This window comes from Streptomyces sp. BE20 (assembly GCF_036322525.1).
Lineage (GTDB): Bacteria > Actinomycetota > Actinomycetes > Streptomycetales > Streptomycetaceae > Kitasatospora.
The window spans coordinates 1-1668 of the sequence record NZ_JAQYWW010000506.1 but is presented as its reverse complement, the minus strand read 5'-3'; the positions used below and the strand labels follow the sequence as shown (position 1 = coordinate 1668).

The window sequence follows — 1668 nt, the reverse complement described above, 5'->3', positions numbered from 1 at the left end:
CGAATCTCGGCCCAGTCCTCCACACGGATCACCCTCTCTTCCTCCTGACCTCCAAGCATTGAAGCCAGGATGATCAAGAGATCGCAGAGCGGCCCGCTTTTGATCCGCCGTTCGTGGTCCTCGTTTCACCCGTTGCCGACAGGCCGCCGGTAGGCGAGGGCGGTGCCCGAGAACCGAGGGCGGCCGTCGCCGAGACCACCGCCGACCTGCTCGGTCTCTGACGCGGGCAGGACCGTCCCGCCCACCGGTCCTGCCCGTCGCTCCGCCCCTCGCTCAGGTCCCTCGCTCCGGAAAGGCGGACCCGAGGGCGGGTAGGGGTGTCATGACCCGCTCGCGCCGGCCGATGTGTTCGGTCGTCCTGGATACGGCCGGGGGATGTCAAGGTCGGCGGCGCGTCGGAGAGGACGGCCTTGGTGAGACGGGAGAGTTGTCTGCCGCCGGCGCTTCCGTGTCCCAGGCCGTAGCTCTCGCCCGCGGGGGCCTGCCTCCCCGGTGGTGAAGGGGGCGAAGCGACGGGGCCTCGGAATGCCCATGCGGGTTATGGCTCGCCAGCCTCAGTTACACTCCGCACACCATCCAGACCTGGCGGTCGGCACGGGGGCCGCAGGACAGCCCCGCAGGCCTGCCGGCGCCTGTACCCCACCCCCGGACGACAAGGACCCATTTGTGGCAACCGACTACGACGCTCCGCGCAAGAGCGACGACGACGGCTCGACCGACAGCATCGAGGAGCTGAAGGCCCACCGTAGCGACAAGTCGGCCTCCACCATCGACGCCGTCGACGTGCTTGAGTCGGCGGACGGCCTGGAACTCCCCGGCGCCGACCTGTCGGGCGAGGAACTCACCGTCGCCGTGCAACCGGTACTGAGCGACGAATTCACCTGCATCACCTGCTTCCTCGTCCACCACCGCAGCAGACTCGCGCGCCTCAAGAACGGCAAGCCGATCTGCCGCGACTGCGACTGACAGATCAACCGGTGAGGGCCCAGCGGCACGGCCGGGGCACGCCGCGGTCCACCGGCCGAGCCGCTGGCCCTCGAACACCGTCCCTGCGGGCAGCCTGGTCCAGTCGACCCGCCCGTCGCAGAGCGCCGGGCGATGTGCGGCGCCCGCGAGGCTCGGCGGGACAGTCGCCGCGGCGGCAGGCATCGCGGTCCTGATGCCGCTGCTCCCCGACCGACTGCCGTTCAGGCCGGCGGTACCGCGCTGACGTTTCGCACTCCTGGTCGGGGGAGCGGACTGCGGTCGAGTGCACGGTCGCTGAGGTTTCGTCATGCTGTCGGAGACGGCAGGGTGTGAGCGCTGCCGGTGTCTCCCGACGTCATGACGACGGACTCCACGACTCGCGACGCGTGACCGAAGCCGGTTCAGGCGGTTGGGTGGGCGAGGTCGGCGCGGGTGGTCCGGAGCTTGGCGAGGACGCGGGCGACGTGGTTCTCGACGGTGCGGGTGGAGAGGAACAGGGCGGCGGCGATGTCCTTGTTGGTGGCGCCGGAGGCGAGCAGGTCGCGGATCTGTTCCTCGCGCGGGGGGGTGCCTCTATGTCCTTCGTCAAGGATGTGGTGCCGGTTTTGGTGCTGTTGGGGGTGGTCATGCGGCGGGGGTGGCGGCTGGGGTTCGGGATTCGTAGAGGGTGCCGTCGCGGAGCATGGCGAACAGGACGCTGAT

General features: G+C 69.8%; 2 protein-coding genes. One reads left to right on the top strand and one right to left on the bottom strand.

What is annotated here, in order from left to right; genetic code table 11:
• Positions 1–666 precede the first annotated feature (666 nt).
• Complete coding sequence (locus tag PUR61_RS07275) at positions 667–966, top strand: DUF4193 domain-containing protein (protein WP_329876864.1); 300 nt, start codon at positions 667–669, stop codon at positions 964–966.
• A gap of 401 nt (positions 967–1367) precedes the next feature.
• On the opposite strand, the gene PUR61_RS07270 is transcribed toward PUR61_RS07275, so the two are convergent.
• On the bottom strand, positions 1368–1668 hold a 301-nt coding region (locus PUR61_RS07270; RefSeq protein WP_329876862.1), incomplete at its 5' end, for a response regulator transcription factor.